At 67.6% G+C, this 17,787-nt stretch carries 15 protein-coding genes and 1 pseudogene; 6 read left to right on the top strand and 10 right to left on the bottom strand.

Annotated elements, in window-relative coordinates; translation table 11 throughout:
• Nucleotides 1-53: 53 nt before the first annotated feature.
• Nucleotides 54-1,076 (bottom strand): class II fructose-bisphosphate aldolase, encoded by a 1,023-nt coding sequence (gene fbaA, locus ACFUK0_RS22235; protein WP_380252807.1) that lies wholly within the window; start codon nt 1,074-1,076, stop codon nt 54-56.
• 326 nt (nt 1,077-1,402) lie between these two features.
• Here fbaA and ACFUK0_RS22230 point away from each other — a divergent pair, with 326 nt between their 5' ends.
• Nucleotides 1,403-2,134: a DedA family protein gene (locus ACFUK0_RS22230; RefSeq protein ID WP_380252805.1), complete on the top strand. Its 732-nt coding sequence runs from the start codon at nt 1,403-1,405 to the stop codon at nt 2,132-2,134.
• Nucleotides 2,135-2,254: 120 nt separating this feature from the next.
• On the opposite strand, the gene pyrE is transcribed toward ACFUK0_RS22230, so the two are convergent.
• The 4 genes from pyrE to ACFUK0_RS22210 all read right to left on the bottom strand — a co-directional run bounded on the left by pyrE (nt 2,255) and on the right by ACFUK0_RS22210 (nt 6,253).
• Nucleotides 2,255-2,806, bottom strand: coding sequence for an orotate phosphoribosyltransferase (gene pyrE / locus ACFUK0_RS22225; protein ID WP_380252803.1), 552 nt, complete (start codon nt 2,804-2,806; stop codon nt 2,255-2,257).
• A gap of 46 nt (nt 2,807-2,852) precedes the next feature.
• Nucleotides 2,853-3,848: a hypothetical protein gene (locus ACFUK0_RS22220; protein ID WP_380252801.1), complete on the bottom strand. Its 996-nt coding sequence runs from the start codon at nt 3,846-3,848 to the stop codon at nt 2,853-2,855.
• Nucleotides 3,849-3,927: 79 nt separating this feature from the next.
• Nucleotides 3,928-5,502: a polyamine aminopropyltransferase gene (locus tag ACFUK0_RS22215; protein ID WP_380252809.1), complete on the bottom strand. Its 1,575-nt coding sequence runs from the start codon at nt 5,500-5,502 to the stop codon at nt 3,928-3,930.
• Nucleotides 5,503-5,722: 220 nt separating this feature from the next.
• The gene (locus ACFUK0_RS22210) at nt 5,723-6,253 is read right to left on the bottom strand and encodes a DUF2617 family protein (protein WP_380252799.1); all 531 of its coding nucleotides are present in this window, start codon (nt 6,251-6,253) and stop codon (nt 5,723-5,725) included.
• A 459-nt stretch (nt 6,254-6,712) separates the two neighbouring features.
• On the opposite strand from ACFUK0_RS22210, the gene ACFUK0_RS22205 reads away from it, so the two are divergent.
• Genes ACFUK0_RS22205 through ACFUK0_RS22190 form a run of 4 tightly spaced genes read left to right on the top strand, consistent with a single transcriptional unit; the run spans nt 6,713 to nt 9,405 of the window.
• A complete protein-coding gene (locus ACFUK0_RS22205; RefSeq protein WP_380252797.1) occupies nt 6,713-7,306 on the top strand; it encodes a hypothetical protein in 594 nt (197 codons plus the stop codon).
• Entirely contained in the window at nt 7,303-8,310 is a 1,008-nt protein-coding gene (locus tag ACFUK0_RS22200; protein ID WP_380252795.1) for a hypothetical protein, read from the top strand. The genes ACFUK0_RS22205 and ACFUK0_RS22200 overlap by 4 nt, the downstream gene beginning before the upstream one ends.
• Before the next feature lie 45 nt (nt 8,311-8,355).
• The gene (locus ACFUK0_RS22195; protein ID WP_380252793.1) at nt 8,356-8,670 is read left to right on the top strand and encodes a hypothetical protein; all 315 of its coding nucleotides are present in this window, start codon (nt 8,356-8,358) and stop codon (nt 8,668-8,670) included.
• 30 nt (nt 8,671-8,700) lie between these two features.
• On the top strand, nt 8,701-9,405 hold the full coding sequence (locus tag ACFUK0_RS22190) for a hypothetical protein (RefSeq protein ID WP_380252791.1): 705 nt from the start codon (nt 8,701-8,703) through the stop codon (nt 9,403-9,405).
• A gap of 2 nt (nt 9,406-9,407) precedes the next feature.
• On the opposite strand, the gene ACFUK0_RS22185 is transcribed toward ACFUK0_RS22190, so the two are convergent.
• The 5 genes and pseudogenes from ACFUK0_RS22185 to ACFUK0_RS22165 all read right to left on the bottom strand — a co-directional run.
• On the bottom strand, nt 9,408-10,568 hold the full coding sequence (locus ACFUK0_RS22185; protein WP_380252789.1) for a pyridoxal phosphate-dependent aminotransferase: 1,161 nt from the start codon (nt 10,566-10,568) through the stop codon (nt 9,408-9,410).
• A gap of 149 nt (nt 10,569-10,717) precedes the next feature.
• Complete coding sequence (locus ACFUK0_RS22180) at nt 10,718-11,833, bottom strand: ComEC/Rec2 family competence protein (RefSeq protein WP_380252787.1); 1,116 nt, start codon at nt 11,831-11,833, stop codon at nt 10,718-10,720.
• On the bottom strand, nt 11,830-12,600 hold the full coding sequence (locus ACFUK0_RS22175) for a hypothetical protein (RefSeq protein ID WP_380252785.1): 771 nt from the start codon (nt 12,598-12,600) through the stop codon (nt 11,830-11,832). Before ACFUK0_RS22175 ends, ACFUK0_RS22180 begins: the two co-directional genes overlap by 4 nt.
• Entirely contained in the window at nt 12,597-14,720 is a 2,124-nt protein-coding gene (locus tag ACFUK0_RS22170) for an ATP-binding protein (protein ID WP_380252784.1), read from the bottom strand. Before ACFUK0_RS22170 ends, ACFUK0_RS22175 begins: the two co-directional genes overlap by 4 nt.
• A gap of 1,617 nt (nt 14,721-16,337) precedes the next feature.
• A pseudogene (locus tag ACFUK0_RS22165) lies at nt 16,338-17,066 on the bottom strand (aminotransferase class I/II-fold pyridoxal phosphate-dependent enzyme); the annotation flags it as partial.
• A 374-nt stretch (nt 17,067-17,440) separates the two neighbouring features.
• Here ACFUK0_RS22165 and ACFUK0_RS22160 point away from each other — a divergent pair.
• Nucleotides 17,441-17,779, top strand: coding sequence for a hypothetical protein (locus ACFUK0_RS22160; RefSeq protein ID WP_380252782.1), 339 nt, complete (start codon nt 17,441-17,443; stop codon nt 17,777-17,779).
• Nucleotides 17,780-17,787 lie beyond the last annotated feature (8 nt).

Here is a 17,787-nt window from a genome sequence, read left to right as displayed (position 1 = left end):
CCCCGGCAGGCCGGGGGGCTCGACGCGTTCACCGCTCGGTGCGGGCTGCCCGCTTACTTCAGGCGGGTGCCGGCCGAGCGCAGGCTCTGGGTGGCCTCGACGATGCGGGCGGCCATGCCGGCCTCGGCGAGCTTGCCCCAGGTGCGCGGGTCGTAGGTGTTCTTGGTGCCGACCTCGCCGTCGACCTTCAGCACGCCGTTGTAGTTGCGGAACACGTGGTCCACGATCGGGCGGGTGAAGGCGTACTGGGTGTCGGTGTCGAGGTTCATCTTCACGACGCCGTTCTCCAGCGCGGTGGCGATCTCCTCGGCGGTGGAGCCCGAGCCGCCGTGGAAGACGAAGTCGAACGGGTCGTTCTTGCCGTACTGGGCGCCGAGGGCGTCCTGCAGCTCGCGCAGCAGCTCCGGCTTCAGGACGACGTTGCCCGGCTTGTAGACGCCGTGCACGTTGCCGAAGGACGCGGCCAGCAGGTAGCGGCCCTTCTCGCCCAGGCCGAGGGCCTCGGCGGTGCGGACGGCGTCGTTGACCGTGGTGTACAGCTCGTCGTTGATCTCGTGCGAGACACCGTCCTCCTCGCCGCCGGTCGGGGTGATCTCGACCTCAAGGATGATCTTGGCGGCGGCGGCCTGGGCCAGCAGCTCCTGCGCGATGGCCAGGTTGTCGGCGAGGGTCTCGGCCGAGCCGTCCCACATGTGCGACTGGAACAGCGGGTTCTGGCCCTTGGCGACGCGCTCGGCGGAGATCGCGAGCAGCGGGCGGACGTAGCCGTCCAGCTTGTCCTTGGGGCAGTGGTCGGTGTGCAGCGCGACGGTGATGTCGTACTTGGCCGCGACGATGTGCGCGAACTCGGCGAGCGCGACGGCGCCCGTCACCATGTCCTTGTTGTGCTGGCCACCCAGGAACTCCGCACCACCGGTGGAGATCTGGATGATGCCGTCGCTCTCCGCCTCGGCGAAGCCGCGCAGGGCCGCGTGCAGGGTCTGCGTCGAGGTGACGTTGATGGCCGGGTAGGCGAACTTGCCCGCCTTGGCCCGGTCCAGCATCTCGTTGTAGACCTCGGGAGTTGCGATGGGCATGCGAATCCGCTCCTGTCGGGTTGCGGCGTACGGACGGTGATGTCCGACGCTGTGTACGCCTTCGGTACGACCTGAGGTACCGGGGGCCGACGCGGCTCTGCGGTGCGGCTTTCGGGTACCGGGCTTCGGGGCGCTGCCCGCGGAGTCACAAAGAGGGTGTTCGCGACCACGGACCGGACGCCGGTGCCATCTTCCCAGACTCGGGCTCCGCGTCCACCAAGGGCCCGCCAGTCGGGACGGCGGGCCCCGCATGCTACGAACGGATGACCCGCCGCTGCACCCGGAGGCGGAGGACTCCGGTAAGACGGGCCCGCTATCCTGCGGCCGTGGACTACAACCAGCTAGCCGTCAATCTGCTTGACGCCAAGTCGCTGATCTCGTCGCTCGGTGCGATCGGGCTGATCGCGATCATCTTCGCGGAGACCGGCCTGCTGGTCGGCTTCTTCTTCCCCGGTGACTCCCTGCTGATCCTGGCCGGCGTGGCCTCCTCCAGCGCCGCTTCCTCGGTGCTCGGCGAGGGGGCCCGGCTGCCGATCGCGGCGCTGTTGATCGGGGCGCCGATCGCCGCCGTGGCCGGGGCGCAGCTCGGCCACCTGATCGGGGTCCGGGTCGGCCCCCGGCTGTTCGACAAGCCGGAGTCGAAGATCTTCCGCCGCGAGTACGTGCTCAAGGCCGAGGAGTACTTCGAGAAGTTCGGGCCGGGCAAGGCGGTGGTGCTCGCGCGCTTCATGCCGATCGTCCGGACGTTCCTCAACCCGGTCGCCGGCACCCTGAAGATGCCGGCCAAGACCTTCCTGCTGTGGAACGTCATCGGCGGCGTCCTGTGGACCGAGTCGATGCTGCTGATCGGCTACTTCTTCGGTGACGCGCTGGCGCCGGTGATCGACAAGTACCTGATCCCGGCCGTGCTGCTGATCGTGCTGCTCTCGGTCTCGCCGATCCTCGTCGAGGTGGTCCGCGAGCGGCGCAAGAAGCGGGCCGGCGGCGGCGCGGAGAGCGCCGAGGCCGCCGAGCGCGAGGCCGCCCTGCAGGCCGGCGGCCGGCACCGCCGGGGCTGACCACCCTGCGGTAGGCCCGGTACGCGAGAAGAGCCCGGTGCGCGGGAGAAGCCGGTGCGCGAGAAGCCCCGCACTGTTTCACGTGAAACAGTGCGGGGCTTCCCGCTTGTGTGATCCGGCTCAGCCGAGGTCGAGGTCGGCCAGCTGGTACGCGGTGTAGTAGGGCAGGCCGGTGGCCTTCACGGCCTCCTCGCCGCCGCGCTCCACGATCACCGCGACGCCGACCACCTCGGCGCCCGCCTCGCGCAGCGCCTCGACGGCCGTCAGCACCGAGCCGCCGGTGGTCGAGGTGTCCTCCACGGCCAGCACCCGGCGGCCCTTCACGTCCGGGCCCTCGATCCGGCGCTGCAGGCCGTGGGCCTTGCCCGCCTTGCGGACCACGAACGCGTCCAGCTCGCGGCCGCGGGCGGCGGCGGCGTGCAGCATCGAGGTGGCCACCGGGTCGGCACCCAGGGTCAGACCGCCCACGGCGTCGTACTCCAGGCCGTCGGTGAGGTCCAGCATCACCCGGCCGACCAGCGGGGCGGCCTGCGCGTCCAGCGTGATGCGGCGCAGGTCCACGTAGTAGTCGGCCTCCAGCCCGGAGGAAAGGGTGACCTTGCCGTGCACGACGGCCTTGTCCTTGATCTGTGCCAGCAGGGCGTCGCGGTCGTTGCTCAGGTCGGTGCTCATGGACAGCCAGTCTAGAGCCGCGGCGGCGGCCCGGCCGCGCAGCGGTTCAGCGCCGGCGCAGCACGCGGACCAGCACCACGGCGCCGCCGATCAGGGCCACCCCGCCGCCGATCATCCACGGCACGGCCGCCCGGCCGTGCGCGACCGCCCCGAGCGCCGACGATCCGCCCTCGCCGCCCCAGCGGGTCGCGGCCCGGGCCCGCGCGCTGCGGGCGGGCAGCGCCGGCGCGTACCGGCCGCGCGGCGGGGCGTGGTCGACCTCCTCGGCCGAGCGCCCGACGATGCTGCGGCGGACGGGGCCGCTGAGCACCGGATCCCGGTCGTAGTCGTACGGCAGTTCGGAGGAGGCGGCGGCCGGGGCCGGCTCGGCGTCCGGCTCGGCGCCGGTGGGCAGTCCGAAGCGCTCGGCGTCGTCGTCGGAGAAGGCGATCAGGTCGGAGAGGTCGTCGTCGAGCGAGCCGTCGCCGAACTCCTCCTCGAAGGCCGCGCCGCCGTCGTCCTCCGCACCGGGGGTGCGGTCCTCCAGGAACAGCACGGTGGCGTCGGGGCCGGGCGCGGAGTCGTCCGTCTCCTCGTCCTCCTCGGCGGGGTCGGCGCCCTCGGAGGCGAGTGCGGCGGCGAAGCGGTCCAGCAGGCGGCGCCCGGCGGCGGCCAGGGTCTCCCCGTCGAACTCGGTCAGCCGGCCGGTCGCGCTCAGGTCGGCGGTGAAGCGGACGGCCGCGGCGCCGGCGGCCGGGCCGGCCTCGCCGACCGCGATCCGGACGGTCGCGCTGGCCTCGCCGCTGCCCCGGGCCTCCTGGCCCTCGGCGAACGCGGTCAGCACGCCCTCCCGGCCCTCGATCAACGACAGCACGCCGCGGTACGTGATCGTCGAGGTGCCGATCCGCAGCCGCAGCCGTCCGCTGATCTCCTCGGCCTGCCCGCTGCCGGCCGCCGCGGGCTCGGTGCTCAGCCCGGGGACGCAGCGGGCCAGCCGGGCCGGATCCTGCAGGGCCAGCCTGACGAGTTCGGCCGGCATCGGGACGACTACCTCATGCTCCATGCCTGCGAGCGTACCGACCGCCCGGGGCGATCGGCGGCGTTCGGGGCGCTTGTCGGGCTGGTGGCTGCCCGCGCGCCGGTCAGCGGGGCCCCAGCAGGGTCAGCGCGGCCGGGTAGTGGGCCGGCCGGGCGGCGGCCAGCCGGTCGGCCGAGTCGCGCAGGCCCTCGGCGGTGAGGGCACGCGGGGGCGGGGCGTCGTCGGCCAGGGCCGGCCGGGGCCGCGCGGCGGCGGCGAGGACGAAGCTCTGCGGGCGGGCCGGGCCGCAGACAGTGGCGGGGCCGGCGGGGAGACCGTAGGGGAGGGTCTGCAGCGCGGCCGCGCGCAGGCCCGCCTCGACCGGCCAGAGTCCGGACCCGGCGGCGCCGGCCCGCACCGCGATCCGGCCGCCGGGGGCGAGCACCCGCCGGGCCAGGCCGAAGAACTCCTCGGACTGGAACGTGCCGGTGCCGGCCTCCGGCGGCGCGGGCAGCCCGGAGATGACCACGTCGAACGGGCCGTCGTCGGGGCCGCCCGGCCGCCCGGCCGCCCTCTCGCGCAGCCACTCCAGGGCGTCCGCGTGCGTGATCCGGACCCGGGGGTCGTCGAGCGAGTGCCCGCCCAGGGCGGCGAGCGCCGGGTCGCTGCGGGCGAGCGCGGTCAGCGCCGGATCCAGCTCGACCAGCCGGACGCTGCGCACACCCGAGTGGCGCAGTACCTCGCGCAGGGCGAGCCCGTCGCCGCCGCCGAGGAGCAGTACCCGGGCGTCCGGCCCGGCCATCGCGGGGTGGACGAGCGCCTCGTCGGCCCGGTACTGGTCGGGGCCGCAGACCGTGCCGCGGCCGTCCAGGAACAGCCGCAGGGGTTGGCGCGCGTCGGTGGCGGCGCCGTCGTCCGGGCCGGTCAGCACGATCTCCTGGTACCGGCTCTGCGCGGCGAACCGGATCTGCGCGCCGTACAGGGCGTGCCGGGCGGCCCGCTCGATCGCGCCGGAGAAGGCCGCCGCGGCCCCCAGGGCGACCAGGACGAGCCCGCAGGCGGCCCAGAGCAGGACGCGCAGGCGCGGGGCGGGTTCGTCGCGGAACAGCCAGAGCACGACGCCGGCGCCGGCGACGGCGTTGACGGCGCCGGTGACCAGGGCGCCCGTGGCCTGCCCGAAGGCGGGCAGGATGAGGAAGGGGAAGGCGAGGCCGCCGACCAGGGCGCCCACGTAGTCGGCGGCGAACAGGTCGGCCACGGCCCGCCCGGCGTCCTCCCGGCGGATGCGCTGGATCAGCGTCATCAGCAGCGGGATCTCGGCACCGATCAGCACGCCGATCACGCCGGTGAGGCCGACGAGCGCGGCCTGGTAGCCGCCCAGCCAGGCCCAGCAGGCGTACAGCGTCAGCACCGACAGCCCGCCGACCAGCGCGAGCGCGCACTCGACCAGGGCGAACGCGGTCGCCGGGCGGCGGGTGAAGCGCTTGGCGAGCAGCGAGCCGAGGCCCATCGCGAACACCATGACCGAGAGCACGACGGAGGTCTGGGTGACCGAGTCCCCGATCAGGTGGCTGCCGAGCGCGACCAGCTCCAGCTCGTAGACGAGGCCGCAGGCCGCGCAGACGAAGGCGGCGAGCAGCACGGACGGCCGGGCGACGCTCGGCCGGGCCCGGGGTCTGGATCGCCGCCGGGTGGCCAGCCGGGTGTGCGGCCGGCCGGGGCGCGGAGCGGCGGCGCCGCCGTCCGTACCGTCGTCGGGGCCGCGGTCGAGTACCGGCTGAGCGGGTGAACCCGCCGGATGGTTGATCACGAACAAACGCTAGGCGACAGGCGCAGCGGATGGCTGCGTCCATTCGATGGACAGGGCGGTCTGCCGGGTTGACGGATCGTTCCTGCGTACGAATGACAGGTACCCGCCGTCATCGGGTCCGGACCACCAGCGAGGACCTGGTGCACACCAGCCGCCCCTCCTGCGGGTAGGCGTGCCAGGTGCGCCACAGCAGCCGGTTCGCGTCGCCCTGGGTCATCAGGGCCGTGAAGGCGCTCGGGTCGCCGGGGAAGACCCCTGCCAGGCCGCGGGGGTGCCCCTCGACCAGGGCCAGCAGCTCCTGGGCGCGGGCGGCGAAGTCGTGCGGTGGCATCGCCTCGATCCTGGCCGCGAACTCGTACTCCCAGCCCGCGACCTGCTTGGCGACCCGGGCGGGCAGCGGGGTGCGCCGGCCCGGCAGGCAGGCGACCGTCTCCAGGCATTCGCCCGGTCCGGCCGCGATGACCACCTGGTGGGAGGCACCGAGCAGGCGCAGTTGCAGCGTCCCGGCCGGCCCTGGCCGGCCGAGGCCGCCGAGTCTCAGGTCACGGACGGCGAGCGCGGGCAGCGGTTCGCCGCCCAGGCACCAGGCCAGGTCACCGGCTCGGGTGTCGGTGTAGGAGGTCTGCAGTGTGGTGAGCATGCTCGGCTCCGCGTTTCAGCTCCGTGCGCGCCTGCCGTGCAGCGTCCGACTCGGCCGTTGGCGAGGCTGTTCGAGGCTGTGCGGTCCAGGACGCGGCCGACCGTGGAAGGAAGGATTCCGGCTGGAGATTCAGCAGCAGAGAAGCATGAATACGCCGGGTCCGCCGGTGATTTACCCAACTTTGTCAAGCATTCACCGTTTCGGGCACGGGCGCTTCCCGAGTCAGATCACTCCGGTGTGCGACTCTGTCCGGCGCGCGCCCCTTTCGCCGGAGTGCGCGCCGTGCATGCCGGGCGTGCGCCCGGCCCGGTTCGGCGGGCGCCCGGGAGTCCGCCGGCGCACCTCCGGTCGCCGGGGTGCCTTGGCATGCTCGCGGGCCGTCTGGAACCATGCGGAGGCGCGTCTGCGTCCATCCGTACGGCATCGGGCGGGGTGGTAGCTCAAGGGGGGTGGCTGGGCTTGTCGATCGACCTGCCGTCGGAAGTCGTCTGGATCATGGATCTGATGGGCCTCAACTGGCCCGACATCGACGAGGACGAACTGCGCGAATGGGCCGTGCACGTCAAGGAGTTCGGCAAGGGGATGGCGGAGTCCCACGACGACACCGACGTGCTGCTGAAGGGCCTCGGCGGAGCGTACGAGGGTGCCGGGTACGAGGCGCTGCTCGAACGCTGGGGCCAGGCGTCCGACGGCCACATGACCGTACTCATCGACTGCTGCGACGTGTTGGGGACGGCGCTGGAGCTCGCGGCGGACGCGGTGGTGGTGGCCAAGGGTGCGGTCATCGCACAACTGGTCGCCATGGCGGTCGAGATGGCGGCGGCGGCCGCCGCCGCGGTGGCCACCCTGGGGATCGCGGCCGCGGCCGAGGCGGCGATCATCGAGGCCGGCAAACGGATCGTCAGCGCGATCATCCAGGAGATCGAGGACATGATCATCGGCCAGCTGGTCTCGATGGCAGTCGAGCCCTTCCAGGCGGCCATCCAGGAGGCGGTCTCCGGGCTGGTCTTCCACGGGGTCGAAGCGGCACTGGGCGTGGGGAGCAGCGCGTGAGCGACGGATTCAAGGCAGACCCGGAAGCGTTGAAGCAGGCGGCCAAACGGGCGCACGAGCACGCCGAGCGGATCGAGCGGCACTCCCGCGACCTGGACTCGCGCACCCGCGGCAAGGTGCTGGGCAAGGGCAAGTTCGGCCAGGTGATCCAGAACGCGGTGCGTCCGGTGATCGACTCGATGATCGGCGACATGTCCAAGGCGATGGCCGGCGGCCACCGCTCGATCGGACGCGGGCTGGAGATCACCACCAAGAACCTCGACGACGCCGAGCGGGCGGTGCAGAAGGGCCTGCAGAACAACGCCACCTCGCTCGGCAAGCAGGGCGTGAAGCTCGACCAGGGCCAGTCCGTGCCCGGCCGCAAGCCGCTGCGCGAGCTCTACCACCGCCGGATCGACGAGCGGGTCGGCGAGCTGGACAAGCAGGGCCACGGCGTCGGGCGCCACCTGAACGTGACGGACCAGCAGCTCAAGGACCGGCTCGGCAACCCCGCCATGCAGGGGCCGGCTCACAACCGGACCGTGGCGAAGGACCCGGCGACCGGGTACGTGATCTCCACCGAGAAGATCGACCCGCTGCACGGGCCGGATGCCCGCAGCAGGCTCAGCCCGCCCGACCTCTACTTCGACGGCGACCGCGGCGCCCCGCACAAGCACAAGTGCGGCAGTCACTCGACGGCCTTCAAGGACCAGGAGTCACTGGTCTACGCGGACCAGCACGCCCGTACCCTGCTCGACCCCCACGACCCGGACCCCCAGGTCCTGGAGTTCTCCCCGAGCGATGCCTGGGGGCCGGGAGGCCATACCGGGCGGTTCCGGGGCTTCTACATCGATCCCGACAACCCGCTCAACCACGACGGTTCGGTGAACTACAAGGACGTCAATTTCAAGAATGCCACCATAAAGGCCATATACCACCCCGACGGAAAGGGTGGATTCAATCTTCACACCATGTATCCGGAGCCGGTTCTCAAGCACAACCGCACGCGGCACCAAGGTCTATGATGGTGTGCCGACTCCGATGGCCGAGCTGGACGGTGGTGACCCCTGATGGGCTGGACAGCATGGGAGATTCCCGGCTGGCACGACGACCAAAAACTCCGGGACTTCTACAAGAACGCGTTCCATCCGGAGCTGATCAACGATATCGACATGTTCAAGGCATCGGCGACGAGGGACACTGACCACGCCAGGCGCCTGCGGGCGAGCCTGGAGTACCTGCTGGAGCAGCGACCGGCCTCGGTCAAGGCGTGGTCGAGCCTCACCCGGTATTCCTTCGAATCGGAGGACGAGCTCTACCGGTACCTGGGCGAAGTTTATGAATTCTTCTACGGGGACCGCTCCGACATGCCGATCGCCCCCTGACCTGCCGACCCTGCCTGGAGTTCCGTACACATGCCCACCAGAGACGAACTGCCGCCGCGCACCGGCCCCTGGGCCAGCCGCTTCGACACCGAGGACGCCCTGGTCCGCGCGGAGGACGCGCTGCGCGCCGCCGCGCTCAAGGAGCACGACCTGGCGCCGATCCTGCCGTTCGAGGCCGTCTACGGCCCCTGGCTGAACTGCGCTGGCAGGGCCACCGCGATCGCGATCGACCCGGAGGAGCCGTACGGGCCCGACGGCGAGCTCAACTACGTCTACGGGGACTTCCTCACCCTCGGCCTGCTCTACGGCGTCTACCGGCCGGCCGAGGGTGTCGGCCCGGGCGGCCCGGCCGACGAGGACCAGCTGCGGAACACCACGCTGTACCCGTACCCGGGCGGTCTGGTGGACCCGACGGCCGTCCCGCTGGCCACCCTCGGGTTCGACGTGCCCGGGGTGGACCGGCGGTTCGTGCACTTCTGTGCCGCGATCCTGGGCGTGGAGGCCGTCGACGACCTCGGCATGCTCCGGGAGACCTTCGACCGGGCCTGGCCCGACTACCGCGAGACCGTCCGGGCGGGCCTGCTGCACCTGGTGGTGAACCGGCCGCTCAACGTCGACCAGTGGTACGCGCTCACCTACGTGCGCTTCCCCGACCGGCAGGAGCTCACGGCCTTCCTCGCCCAGGTGTACGCCTACCTCTTCGACGGCTTCGAGGCGATGCCGCTCGCGCCCTGACCTCAGAGCCGCTGGAGCCGCCGCACCGCCTCCAGCAGGACCTCGTCCTGCTTGCAGAAGGTGAAGCGCACCAGGCTCCGGCCGGCCTCGGTGTTGTCGTAGAAGACGACGTTGGGGATGGCGACGACGCCGCAGCGTCCGGGGAGGGAGCGGCAGAACTCCAGGCCGTCCTTCTCGCCCAGAGGGGTGATGTCGGTGGTGACGAAGTACGTGCCCTGGGGCTGGAACACCTCGAAGCCGGCGGCGGTGAGGCCGTCGGCGAGCAGGTCGCGCTTGCGCCGGAGGTCGGTGCGCAGGCCGCCGAAGTACTCGTCGGGCAGCCGCAGGGCGTCGGCCACCGCGTACTGGAACGGGCCGGCGCTGACGTAGGTGAGGTACTGCTTGGCGGTGCGGACGGCGGCGACCAGCGGCGCGGAGGCGGTCACCCAGCCGACCTTCCAGCCGGTGAAGGAGAAGGTCTTGCCGGCCGAGGAGATCGAGACGGTGCGCTCGCGCATGCCCGGCAGGGCCGCGATCGGGTAGTGGGCGCCGGAGAACACCAGGTGCTCGTAGACCTCGTCGGTGACGACCAGCAGGTCGTGCTCGACGGCGAGGGCGGCGACGGCGGTCAGCTCGGCGGGGGTGAGGACGGTGCCGGTGGGGTTGTGCGGGGTGTTCAGCAGCAGCAGGCGGGTGCGCGGGGTGACCAGGGAGCGCAGCTCGTCCAGGTCGGGGCGGAAGTCCGGGGTGCGCAGGGTGAGCGGGACGCGGACGGCGCCGGCCATGGCGATGCAGGCGGCGTAGGAGTCGTAGAACGGCTCGAAGGCGATCACCTCGTCGCCGGGCTCCAGCAGGGCGAGCAGGGCGGCGGCGATGGCCTCGGTGGCGCCGGCGGTGACCAGCACCTCGGTGTCGGGGTCGTAGCCGAGGCCGTAGAAGCGCTGCTGGTGCTCGGCGATCGCGGTGCGGAGCTCGGGGATGCCGGGGCCGGGCGGGTACTGGTTGCCCCTGCCGCTGAGCACGGCGTCGGCGGCGGCCCGGGCGATCTCGGCCGGGCCGTCGGTGTCGGGGAAGCCCTGGCCGAGGTTGATCGAGCCGGTCGCGGTGGCGAGGGCGGACATCTCGGCGAAGATCGTCGTGCCCAGCCCGTCCAGTCGGCGGTTCAGCAGCGGCCTTGCACCCATTATGGCTCCTCACAGCTTGTGATAGAGCCATCTTCCGATGGAGAGGTGAAGGAACACAAGTCCGCCACCTCAATTTCAGACCCGCGCCAGAACATAGCCAAATCAAGAGCTTGTCAACCTACGGGCATGCGGTCCGCCGGAGAACCGTGTCAACTGAGCCCGTCAGGGATCATTGCATTGCCCAGATCCTGTCGTGGAATTGGCAGTACGGTTCCTGGTCGGTTACACATTGGGTTGTCAAGAGTGCCAACAAATTCTGCATGAGCGGGGGCTTCCGGACTGATCACTAATCCATCACTGGACGCTGCCACGACGATAGTTCCGGCGCAAGAGGCGCCGAGGCCTCTGCCGGCGGCTGGCCTATCGACGAGATGCTTTGGTATGGCAGCCACCGTGGACCCGTGGCAGCGGGAAGAAATCTGAGTGCAGGCGAAATAGGATTGAGGTAGTGCCTCTCGAATCGCCGAGACAACCTCGGGGAGCGGGTGCCTATAGTGGCCTCGGCCCATTGATGCGATGATTGTTGTGGGCTTCACTGCATCGCATAGGCGCTTGGTGAATTCAGGAGCCGACAGGGCCCCAGAGCCTCCACCGTGATGTGGGAAGACCAGGACTGGAGCCTCCAAGGGCCGCCCTCGAAGAATAATGCGCTCTAGGCCATCGGAGTCTAGATCACCCGGAAGAAGTAGCGCTGGCTGCCCGGCAAAGTGAATTCGCAGCGTCACTGACATCCCGTTCGAGGTGATGCGTGGACTGTTGTCGTCGCCCTTGGATTCTTTGCGATCCTTTGTGTCGGGGCCTGCGGCAGAAAATAGAATATCTGGATGTAGAACCTCAACGCCAATTCTGGCAAATGAGAGAGACTGTGCGGCGGCCACGTTGATTGCCGTAGAGACGTTAATTTTTCCTGACTCGAAGAGATCATGGGCCACGTTGATGAAGGCGCGCCACGTTCGAGTATTCTTCGATCCGTCGGGATTGAACCACAGCGTGCCGATTGAGATCTCGTCACGAGGGAGCAACTTAAGTGCGCCTCGCACGTGATCGTCATCGGCGTGCGAGATGATGAGGTGCTCAATTCGCTTAACGCCAGATCCTTGCAATTCTTCCAGTAGCTCGATCTCGCTGGCAACATCAACCACGAGGCAGCGTCGACCATCTCGCACGATGGCGCAATTTCCCTGTCCGACATCGAGGATTACAGCCTCAAGCCTTTCCCACTCTTTCGCGGGAAGGCCTTGAGAAGGGATCGATGTCGTGCTCATGCTGGGAGCCAATCAGCCGGCGGAAGAGTGGAAATGCGAAGGTCACGGAAGAAGAGTTCGCCAGCCTCTCTGGCGTAATAGTTGACCTTCCCTATAAAGAATGATCCCAGGACTTCTTCCGAGGGCATTTGGGAAACGTCGATCGGAAAGAGATCGAGTGGTACGACCACCGGGATATCCGGATCCCATGCAGGAACGTAAACATGGGCTGTCTGGCATTCGGCCTCGTAGCTAAGCTCAGCGATCTCAACAGCGGTACTGAAGGGGCGCCGTTCCAATGGCCGTTCCCCTGCCATCTCAATTCGCGTGACGGTTAGTGCATCGATAAGATCCTGTGGAGATCGACCGCGTTTGCTCAGCACCTTTGGGATGCCGTGGCGCCAGCGGCGAATAGATGTGGCCTCGTCCTCCGCTGTCCAGGAAGAGAGCAAGATGCACGGCAGGCCCACTGACAAGTTGGCCTGACAGACAAGTTGAGCCCCATCGAATTGAGCGTGCCCACCTCCGCGGAGTCGGTGGTCGCAGACTGCCGCAGCACAGCCATTGTCCTGAAGCTTGGCAAGAACGTCGTCGAGGCTCGGAGACCCAGCCAGTGAGATCTCGACTGGTGTCATATCGACATCCTGTAGCTGGTATGAGAGTGCTCTCATGGCTACCGGATCATCATCGATCATGCCCACTCGGGTGCCAGCGGTAATGGGCTGAAAAATCGAGGCTGGTTCGGTATCGGCTTGAAGACTTCCCAACACGCGAGTCACATCGATCACTCGGCTGATCCTTGCGGCTCATCCTCGGCAGTATGGAGCGGTGCGACTACGCGAAACTCCGCACCGCCGAGTCGCCCATGGGGTGTGACGGTCACTTGACCGAGGAGGTCTGAAACGATGTCCCGAACAATTGTTAGGCCCATTCCAGTTCCGTTAGGTCGAGTGGTCTCGCCTGGGATCCAAATGTCATCGATTTTGATATTGATGATCCCTGGACCAGAGTCGGCAACGGTCAGCTCGAACTGGTTTCCTAGGCGCTCTGTGGCGATCCTGATGGTCCGTTGAGCTGGCGCCTCCGGGCGCAGCATCGCATGCGCTGAATTGATTAGGAGATTAGCCAGAAGCGACTCTAGATCGGCGACTGTTGTGTGCAGATGCAGTGGGTCGTCCCATAGGTCCAGATCGACCAAGATGTTCCTGCTGGCCAGCTGCTGATGAAATAGCTTAACTAGGCTTCGGCAAGCCTGGTTCAGGTCGACGACGCGAACTTGCCGCTTATTCTTGTTCAAGAGGGCAAGTGGGAGATCTGTGTAGGATTGCATCTTCTCGGCAATCTCCACGGCATCAGAAAGTGGCGGCTCGATCTTCTGGGCGAAGTCATCAGCCGGTACCAGCTGGCGGGCCCGAGTGTCGAGACTTCCCAGCAGCGCGATGAGGTGGCCGGCGGGAGCAAGAGCCTCATGTGCGAATACTGCCGTACTGGTTCCGAGTGTGCCGAGAGTTCTATAAAGCAGGCGATCGTCCTCTAGCGCCTTGGTGAGAGCGGCATTGGACTCGCTGACTTCTTTCCATTTCTGGAGAATTAGCGGCCGTCGATCCTCCGGAATAAGCGACTCAAGAGCTTTCTGAAATTCTTGCTCTAGCTTGTTTCTCTTGGCTCGCGCTTTAGGAGACCGCTCGGAGCGTTGCTTATCCCTGATCTTCAGTCTGTGATGAGCTGCCCAATCAGAGGAGCGCCTAGCGAATTCCCGGAGTTGCTGAAAGTGCGCGTCTTCCTGAAATCCCATGCGGTCAGTCTTGGGGATCAGAGCAAAAGGGCCGTCCTCGATGGAGACGCGACCGACAGAGGTATTGGTCGAGGGGCGGACCTCCGGGCTGGCGGCGCGGCGAAGGTTCAGGTCTAGCCAGTCGTGGCCCGGATCGCCGTATGGAGTGACGCGAATTCCTCGGTGGTACAGATGCACTCCGCCGATTTCCTTGAGCCAAGGGCGGATATCGGCTACTTGGAACTTCGAGTTCCGTCGTGCGAAGGACTCCTTGTCGAGGACGTACATCCAGAGCTCAAAGGTAGCCTCAGGCGCAATGAACTGGAGCGGAGAAGTTTTCTTGCCCCGACCGTATCGGCGCAGGGCGACTTCCTCGTGATCCTCTTCAATTAGCAGGTCGCCTCGCCAGTCATATAGGCGGGCTGTGGCTTTACCGTTTGAGTCCAGGTGAGCGACGAGCTTGAACTCGCATTCATCAAAGAACCTATACCCGGACTGCAGGGTAGTTGAAATCGCTTGAAACTCTGGGGCGTCGACATGCGCCTGGAATCCAGTGGGAGAGTCCGGGAATACTCCTGTCAGTAGGAGAAGATTCCTGGATAGTCTCGCCATATCCTCTTTGGAGAACTTAGTGCGCAGTCTGTCGATCGTCACAGTTGTGCCGGGTGGCTGGTCCGTGTCGGCGGTCCGGATCTCCAGGTCGACCTCGTCTACGGATGACACCTGTTCGTAGCGCTGCCAGTCGATGGATAGCCGATACTCTCGGCCTGGTTCTTCCCGAGGCCGGGTGACAAGGTGAACGACGCGTCCGAGGCGCAACGATGCGAGGCGGCCCAGTCCCTTCTCGCCAACCTTCGCACGAAGCCTCTGGGTCGTCGGGTTGCCTGGCTTTGAGGAGCGACCCACCAGGAGGAAGTTCTCCGCGATCTCACCCGCGGTCATGCCGTCACCGTCGTCCTCGACGACGAGGGAGCCACCCGGCACCGTCGCGTCCCGCAACGTGATGGCACACCTCGAGGCGTCGGCGTCGTATGAGTTGCGCACTAGTTCGAGGATCCCCAGGTCGGGGTACGGGACCAGCTCCTCGCCAAGACGAGCCAGGATCCCTGGTGAAAACCGCAAGCTGTGCCCCACCGGCTGCTCCCCTCAGCAACAGGACTGCTTGAATGGGTCGCTATCTAGATCAAGCTGCTGCAGAATAGCAGGACTGATGACCCTACGTATGGTCAACCTTGCTCCGTGACATGATGATTGGGGACCAATGCTCGCATCGTCCTACGCGCGCTATGTCCGTGATCTTCACCTGCTGGTGGCCGACGTGGCCCGAGGGAACTGGCAGCGGGTTACGGATGACGTCCGTCACGCTCTCAACGGGCAGGCATCAGGCGAGTTGCGTCGGCTGGTTCCACGTGCAGCACGGCGGCAGGCCGGAGCGTTCTTCACCAGCGGGACCCTGCGGGGCGCCTTCGCCGGCGTGGTCGCTGGCGCGCCCTCGCGCGGCGTGCCGTTCTGGGATCCAACCTGCGGCGCTGGTGACCTGCTCATTGCTGCTTCGGAGTTGCTGCCGGTCCAGAGCACTCTTGACGAGACTGTCGCCTCCTGGGGTAGCAAGCTCATCGGGACTGACTTGGAGGCGCCCTTCGTAGAGAGTGCCAGGCTACGACTAGTCCTTGCAGCGGCTGCCAGGTGCGCGGTTGATGAGTCGGCAAGGCGGTCTTTGGCGCGGCTGGAGACTCCACCTGCACAGTTGTTCCCCCGTGTTGTGGTGGGCGATGGCCTGGCTGGACTGGCCAGGACTAGAAGCTGGCAGGGGCATCTGCTGCTAAACCCGCCCTTCGGACCTGTGCTGGCCGGGAAGGAGTGCCCGTGGTCGTCAGGCATGGTTACCCAGGCTGCGGTCTTCACCGAGGCAGCGGTCCGATCCCTGAGGATCGGTTCGACCATCACGGCCATCCTGCCGGATGTGCTTCGTAGTGGTAGTCGCTACGCTGCTTGGCGATCCCATCTAGAAGCCATGCTTGACGTAGGTCATGTTGCGCCGTACGGCCAGTTCGATGAGCACACAGACATCGATGTGTTTGTGCTCCAAGGAAGTCGCAAGCGTCGGGGGCAAAGATCCCCTGGCTCGGTGGAGTGGTGGCCGGAGCTGGATGCCGAGCAGCGGGTTGAGGATGCCTTCATAGTCCGTGTAGGGGCCGTGGTCGACAACCGAGACCCCCATGAGGGTCGCTTGCGGCCGTACCTGACGGCGTATGACCTGCCAGCAACTAGCGAGATGTCGAGTCCGTCACGCTCCCGACTTTTTGGTGGCAGTACCGTCGAGCCGCCCTTCGTCGCGCTCCGCCGGACCTCTCGACCCGGACCGGGCGTTGGTGGGCGCACGCGAGCTGCTGGGGTCTTGGTGCGAGGCAATCGTGCAGTCGCTGTCGATAACCATGTGATCACTATCCGCCCGCTAGATGGGACCGAGGAGAAGTGCGAGCGGCTACTGCGTGTGCTCGATTCTCCAGAGGTCGACAAGTGGCTCGATGAGCGGATCCGGTGCCGACACCTGACCGTGGGAGTCGTGCGGGCGATCCCATGGCCTGGATCTGAAGGCTGAATCACTCAGCGAGTCGACGTGACTAGCCGCGGCCCCGGACTCGCGTCGAGAGTGATGCCCTTGTGTGCTGTAACGGGAAGGCCCAAACGGCTCACGGGTGCCCCACCTGAGGAGCGATGCCTTCGTTATCAGGCCACCAGCAAATAGGTAGGCGAACAGGGCTTGACCCAGCCGACCTTCCAGCCGGTGAAGGAGAAGGTCTTGCCGGCCGAGGAGATCGGGACGGTCCGCTCGCGCATGCCGGGGAGGGCGGCGATCGGGTGGTGGCGGCCGCTGAAGACCAGGTGCTCGTAGACCTCGTCGGTGACGACCAGCAGGTCGTGCTCGACGGCGAGTGCGGCGATGGCGGCCAGCTCGTCCGGGGTGAGGACGATGCCGGTCGGGTTGTGCGGGGTGTTGACCAGCAGCAGGCGGGTGCGCGGGGTGATCAGCGCGCGCAGCTCGTCCAGGTCGGGCCGGAACGACGGTGCCCGGAGGGTGAGCGGCACGCGGACGGCGCCGGCCATCGCGATGCAGGCGGCGTAGGAGTCGTAGAACGGCTCGAAGGCGATCACCTCGTCGCTGGGCTCCAGCAGGGCGAGCAGGGCGGCGGCGATGGCCTCGGTGTCGGGGTCGCAGCCGAGGCCGTGGAAGCGCTGCTGGTGCTCGGCGATCGCGGTGCGGAGCTCGGGGATGCCGGGGCCGGGCGGGTACTGGTTGCCCCGGCCGTCCAGCACGGCGCGCGCCGCCGCCTCGGCGATCTCGCGCGGGCCGTCGGTGTCGGGGAATCCCTGCCCGAGGTTGATCGAACCGGTGGCGGTGGCGAGGGCGGACATCTCCGCGAAGATCGTCGTGCCCACGCCGGCCAAGCGGCGGTTCAACAGCGGCCCCGTACTCATCAGCGGCTCCTCGCGGCTCGTAGTCAGGGTCATCCTTCAGGGTCTGGTGGCCGACGCCAAGCCCCGCCACGAGCAGTCGGTGTCAGCGTGGGAGCGCGTGTGCGGTGGAGACCGTCGTGGCGAAGAAGGGCTGGTCACCCGCCTCACCCAATCTTCCGACCCGTCAAGGCGAAGGTTCTTCTGGACCGACGCAGCGTCAGTGAGACCCGGGTGACACTGGCCATGCGGGTGCTCGGCGATGGCCCTGCCGCAGTTTTCATATGACGTTCAGTCAAACTGCCGCCGCAGCGGCTGTGGCAGGAGCGCTGTCAGGCGACCAGTCTTCGGCTCCGATGCGTTGACGAGTACGGCATAATTGAGTTAACTACTTAATTATGGACTTCACCGTTATCGCCCACGCTGTCGAGGTCGACCATGGGATCAAGCGTCTCTCCATGCGATTCATCAAGCGCTATGCCGCTCCGGAGCGAGCCCGGCTCAGTGTGGAGCTGTGCGAGAGGATCTCGGCAGCCCTGGAGGAGCTGGACTTGATCACCGTGCCACGACGCCTGCCGACGTCGGAGAACGATTACGTCTTCATCATCCAGAAGCAGAGCCCCATCGGCGAGGCGGTGCTGATCGCTTCGTCCGTCGCGATGATGGAGAAGATGGGAACCCCGGCCATCCCGAACGTGTTTGACTTGTTCCCTCAAGCCCGGCGTCAACTTACTTAGAAAATAGG

It is taken from the genome of Kitasatospora sp. NPDC057223 (genome assembly GCF_042669755.1).
Lineage (GTDB): Bacteria > Actinomycetota > Actinomycetes > Streptomycetales > Streptomycetaceae > Kitasatospora.
Note: the sequence above shows the minus strand (reverse complement) of the source record. Positions and strands in the feature narration are given on the sequence as shown.